This is a genomic window from Paraglaciecola sp. (assembly GCF_030730205.1).
In the GTDB taxonomy this organism is placed as follows: Bacteria; Pseudomonadota; Gammaproteobacteria; order Enterobacterales; family Alteromonadaceae; genus Paraglaciecola.
This window is the reverse complement of record NZ_JANQVQ010000054.1, coordinates 1-5,133: the sequence shown is the minus strand read 5'-3', so window position 1 is coordinate 5,133 and position 5,133 is coordinate 1. Positions and strand designations below refer to the sequence as shown.

The 5,133-nt window shown below is 38.4% G+C and carries 5 protein-coding genes and 1 pseudogene; 1 reads left to right on the top strand and 5 read right to left on the bottom strand.

Features of this window, described 5'->3' with window-relative positions; genetic code table 11:
* From NWQ57_RS04985 to NWQ57_RS04965, 5 genes are all read right to left on the bottom strand, one after another.
* Nucleotides 1–331: hypothetical protein (locus NWQ57_RS04985; protein ID WP_306021030.1), on the bottom strand; the 331-nt coding region annotated here is incomplete at its 3' end.
* Complete coding sequence (locus NWQ57_RS04980) at nucleotides 297–1,187, bottom strand: glycosyltransferase family 2 protein (RefSeq protein ID WP_306021031.1); 891 nt, start codon at nucleotides 1,185–1,187, stop codon at nucleotides 297–299. The genes NWQ57_RS04980 and NWQ57_RS04985, both read right to left, overlap by 35 nt.
* A 44-nt stretch (nucleotides 1,188–1,231) precedes the next feature.
* Complete coding sequence (locus tag NWQ57_RS04975) at nucleotides 1,232–2,338, bottom strand: glycosyltransferase family 1 protein (RefSeq protein WP_306021029.1); 1,107 nt, start codon at nucleotides 2,336–2,338, stop codon at nucleotides 1,232–1,234.
* Nucleotides 2,339–2,364: 26 nt separating this feature from the next.
* Entirely contained in the window at nucleotides 2,365–3,486 is a 1,122-nt protein-coding gene (locus NWQ57_RS04970; RefSeq protein ID WP_306021028.1) for a glycosyltransferase, read from the bottom strand.
* A 45-nt stretch (nucleotides 3,487–3,531) separates the two neighbouring features.
* A complete protein-coding gene (locus NWQ57_RS04965) occupies nucleotides 3,532–4,488 on the bottom strand; it encodes a glycosyltransferase family 2 protein (RefSeq protein WP_306021027.1) in 957 nt (318 codons plus the stop codon).
* A 169-nt stretch (nucleotides 4,489–4,657) separates the two neighbouring features.
* Between NWQ57_RS04965 and NWQ57_RS04960 the strand changes: the two are divergent.
* A pseudogene (locus NWQ57_RS04960) lies at nucleotides 4,658–5,133 on the top strand (group 1 glycosyl transferase); the annotation flags it as partial.

Sequence of the window (5,133 nt, the reverse complement as noted above, 5' to 3'; positions counted from 1 at the left end):
CTTTGGCTATTTTGTTGAGGCTATTGGCTGCAAAATAGTTAAATACATTTTTAACGGGGCATTCAAGAAAACGCCTAAGCCTTTTTTTAACCACCCATTTGTAATATCGAAGGGCAATAAAATCTACATCAAGCTTTTTTAGTTCTTCAGAAAATGGCCCTTCTTGAGGGACTATTACAATTATTCGCACATTGGGGTTACTTGCATGGTTTCGAATAACCTCTAGTAATGAAAGCTCTCCGCCATAAACCAAGACGGAGTTTGTTACAAAGAGTATTCTTTTTAGATCAACCGGGTTACTCATGCTTTGTTCCCATATTTTTAACACCATCAATAAAGCCTTTTATAAAAGCTTTGGTGAGGTTAGGTTTACGTCGAAATAAAGAAAAAACCACTATTGAACCAGGTACTTTAACTAAAAGAGTAAACAAAAAATAATATACAAAGGCAATTTTTGGCGCCCAGCGATACATGAGCCAAATTCTATTCCGAGAAAAATAATAGACGTAATTTTCACTTTGAAAGCCGGTAGTGCTAGATGCTGAATGCACCAGTTTTGCTTCTGGTATGTAAGCTATTTGCCATTTATTTTTTAAGAAAGCTTCGCAGTAGTCACCGTCCTCAAAGTATAAAAAATAACGAGTGTCCATAAGACCAACATCTTTTATCGCTTTAACACGCAGCAACATGCAACATCCAGACATAAATGGCACCAAAACAGGCTTTTTATCCCTGGCTAAACTATCGTCTAGTATGTGTTTGGCACCACCCGACCACCAATTTTTGGTACTCCCCGCCATCCATATTTTATTTGCCGGTTCTTCATAAAATATTGTGGGTCCAGCCATACCTAACTTATCGTTATTCTTGAATTCTTCGAGCATTGGCGACAAAAAATCCTGCACCGTAAAAGTGTCAGTATTTAACAGCAATATAAAATCAGCTTGGTGTTCTATGGCATGGTCTACACCAATGTTACAACCGGCAGCAAAACCATCATTACTGGTTGCTTTTATGGTGATCGTATCTGGAAAACCAGCTTCAATTTTATCAGTCTCTGATTCTGCACTATTGTCTACCACCACTACCTTAAATGGCAAAACTAAATGTTTTTGCAACGACTCTATACACCTGCAGACTAAATTTTGACTATGATAATTAACAATGACAATCCAAATTGGCTGCATATCATCGGGTGAAAAAGTGTTGTGTACGCTAACATCTGAGTTCACTACACAGACTCCAACACATCAAGAATACCTTTAGCAGTTTTTTCCCAAGTAAACTCTTTCGCTCTTTGTATCCCTTTTTGCCGCAAATTGTCGGCATAAGTAGTATCGAGTAATACTTTCTCTAGCCCTCGAGCGATGTCTTCTTCACTGTATGGATCAATTAATTCTGCTGCATCCCCTGCGACCTCTTCTAGAGAGGAGCCAATCGATGTTATGACAGGTGCACCTTGTGACATCGCTTCAATTACTGGCAGGCCAAAACCTTCATAGATTGATGGGTACACAAAGGCACTGCAATTCTTGTAAAGTTTATTTAATAATTCATCTGATACTCTGCCCAGGAATTGCACATCATCATTTAGCTGTAATTTGTCAATCTCACTGCTAATTTCATCATTCCCCCAGCGCAGCGCGCCAGCAATCATCAGCTTGTGTGGAATGTTTTTATTCTTTTTGAGGAGCCCAAATGCTTTAATAAGACGTATCACATTTTTTCTAGGGTGTATTGCACCTACATACAGAAGATAAGGAGAGTCTAAAAATTCAGGGTTGTCGCTATCATCTTGATTACCTACTGATGGACTTTCTAACGGCGCTAATGGCACCACAACAACCTTGTCGTCATTAACATCTAATAATCGGCAAATATCATTTTTTGAATTTTGCGAAACTGTAATTATTTTTCTCGCATTTTTGGCGGCCAACTTAAAATACCATCGTTGATAACTGCCGTGAAATTTCTTAAACGAGTCAGGGATGACGAATGGTGTCATGTCATGGATAGTAACAACGTATGGTGTTTTACACACTATTGGCACTATATTGTTGGTGAAGTGCACTACATCAAGCTTTAGTTTGCTGACTTCATAGGGTACTGCAACATGAGGAAATAAAAACTGATCCCATATGGTTTGAGGAACGGCAAATGGAGCTCGGAGCACAGTCGGCTTTAAATTACTCGAATCACAAACATCGATATTTTCATTGGTAAAAGTATGAAACTGATAATTACTACGTAGCTTACACATTTCTGCAAGTGTATTAAATGCTACTCGTCTTGCTCCTCCGGCCTTTTGAGACCAACCTATTTCTATTCCAATTTTCATAACGAGTTCTTTTATTGATGTAACGACTATAGAGCAGCTTCGCCAATTATAATGGCTAAGTCTTTCCCTAACTTTTTCGGCTCAATTTCCTCTACTAAATTTCTATGTAAAGGCATTTCCATTTTATCTAATTCTTCTAATAATTCATTTATCTTGTTGTATAAACTAACAGGGTCTCCCGGCAGGGAAAGTTTGACTCCAGATTGATTAAAAGGGACCAATTCTCTAATCGCGGGGGAGTCCATAGTAATGATTGGCATTCCAGCGGTTATTAATTGGAATACTTTATTTGGAATAACGCGCGCTGCTTTTTCAGTCTTCCCAAAAATACCTAAACAAATATCAGCGTCATGAATTTTTTTAATTAAATTTTTGTACTCTATCCACGGAATCCAATTCAACTGTGGCAATGGCTCGTCATCAATTAGCTTTTGTATTTTGTCTTTTTCTTGACCGGTACCAATAACGGTCCAACTTAAATTGTCGTTCTTCGCCAATCTTGCAGCTTGGATGATTGTCTCAATTCCGTGTAATGGAATAAATTGGCCATAAAATAAGATAGAAGGAGTGGCTACTTTGAGCGAATCATTGCTCTTTACCGGCGGAAAACTCTCTGGTTCAGCCCCAACAAATACAGATTTCACTTTACCATCGGGCAAATTAAACTTGCTGGTGAAATAATCTCCATGAGCTTTGGTGTCCAGAATAATAATATCCGCCGCCTTACACGCTAACCACTCCCAACAATACAAGCCCCATGCCAAAGGGTTATATCGACTAACTAATTTTCTGTCTTCTACAACTGTATTATAGAGAGACAAAAACCCATCCCAAACAATCGGAGTACCTCTCAATCTTGCGAACAAGCAAATAATCAGGATATCAAGTTGCCCCATGTAACAAATGAGTACTGCGTCGTGTTTTGGTAAATTACAATATGACCAAATTAGCTTTGGATAACTAATAATCCATTTGATTAGCCTAGTAAGCTTCTGGCTTACTCCCTTAATTTGGCTTTTATCTTCTACGTCTCCCCATACATCTCTATGACACTCGATGACCTCAACGCCATTGAGTTGCAAACCTTTTAATAGAATGCGAACACGTGGCTTACCTGTATCATAAGTTCCCCATGCTACAACTCGCATTTATAAAAACCTTCTGAAGTAATTAACATCCATAAAATAATTTCGTCACTTCTCTTCATCATGCATTGTTAGCTCTATACGCCTCACCTTCTCTAAGGTTTGTTCAATGAGTTGGCGGTTGAAATTCATTAAGTCGGCTAAAATTGCAATTAAAAAGGTAATAAAACCTAACATGGTAAGTACGCCACCCAAGATCAAAGATTGAATATGTCCTTCGCCGTCGCCAGTGAAATAGAAATAGAGAAAACGAATAATCGGAATAATCCCAACTAAAGAGATAATGCCACCTATCAGCACAAAAACTTTGAGCGGCTGGTACATGGTATACATACGCACTATGGTGGTGAGTTGTCTTTCTATGAATTTTGGGATGCTGGTGAATAAACGAGATTCACGGGTTTTTGCATTCGTTTCAACCGGCACTGAAGCTACTGCCATATGCTTTTTGCCAGCTTGAATTAGCGCTTCTATTGTATAGCTAAAAGGAGAGACTATATTAAGTTGCAGGGCCGCATCACGACTATAGGCTCTGAATCCGCTCACAGCGTCAGGTACTTTAACCCCAGATAACGCTTTTACAACGTAACTGCCAAGGCGCTGCAAGAACTTTTTAAAAGGTGAGAAGTGAACGATTTCTGATGTTTTGCGATCCCCCACTACAACGTCAGCTTTTCCATCCAAAATGGGTTGTATCAACTTTGGAATATCCCAGCCGGCGTATTGATTGTCTCCATCGGTATTAACAATTATGTCAGCACCGCATTTTAAACAAGCGTCAATACCGGTTCTGAATGTTCTGGCTAAACCCCGATTCTTTTTATTACGAATGATATGATGAACACCTAACTGTTCAGCAATTTCAATTGTTTTATCAGATGAGCCATCATCAATAATCATAATTTCGACTACATCGATACCCGGGATTTGTTTCGGAATATCATGAAACGTTGCAGGTAGGGTGAGTTCTTCATTATAACAGGGGATCTGAACGATTAATTTCACTACAAAATTCCTTTCAACTTGTTTTCCAAAAGCAGATAAAACTTGATTAGAATATACCTAATTTCTGCGTGAAGCGCTAAATTTTGAATCTAATTCATTCAAGTATTGCATTGATATTGCTTAAGTTCTAGAGTTTGTATTATGCCCTTAGTGACTTTTGAACTTTCTCTTGAAAAAAATCGTTATTCTTTCCCATCGAGTGCCTTTTCCGCCAAATAAAGGAGAAAAGATCCGCACTTTTCATCAGTTGAAACATCTTTCTGAACATGGTCATCAGATACATTTGTTCGCCCCTAGCGAAGACAAAGAAGAAAATGACTATTTTGAGCAATTAAAAAATGGCTATTGCACTTCAGTTGAAACCCGCTATTTAGCTACAAAACCGCTTAGATTGCTTACTGGGCTGATAAAAAATAAGCCTTTGAGCGTCGCTAATTTTTACAGTGCAGCTTTACAACAACAATTTGATGAATTCATTCAATCACAAAATGTTGATGCGATTTTGTGTACCGCATCGTCAATGGCTGAATATGTTTTTAATAGCCTTACTTTATCTTCTTTAAGCAAAAAACCCATTTTGCTTATGGATTTTATGGATGTTGATTCTGATAAGTGGGCGCAATACGCGCGCAACTCCTCTTACCC

Excerpts from the sequence above, each read along its gene's own strand:
- NWQ57_RS04980 (WP_306021031.1), bottom strand. The coding sequence starts at position 1,187 with ATGCAGCCAATTTGGATTGTCATTGTTAATTATCATAGTCAAAATTTA.
- NWQ57_RS04975 (WP_306021029.1), bottom strand. The coding sequence starts at position 2,338 with ATGAAAATTGGAATAGAAATAGGTTGGTCTCAAAAGGCCGGAGGAGCA.
- NWQ57_RS04970 (WP_306021028.1), bottom strand. The coding sequence starts at position 3,486 with ATGCGAGTTGTAGCATGGGGAACTTATGATACAGGTAAGCCACGTGTT.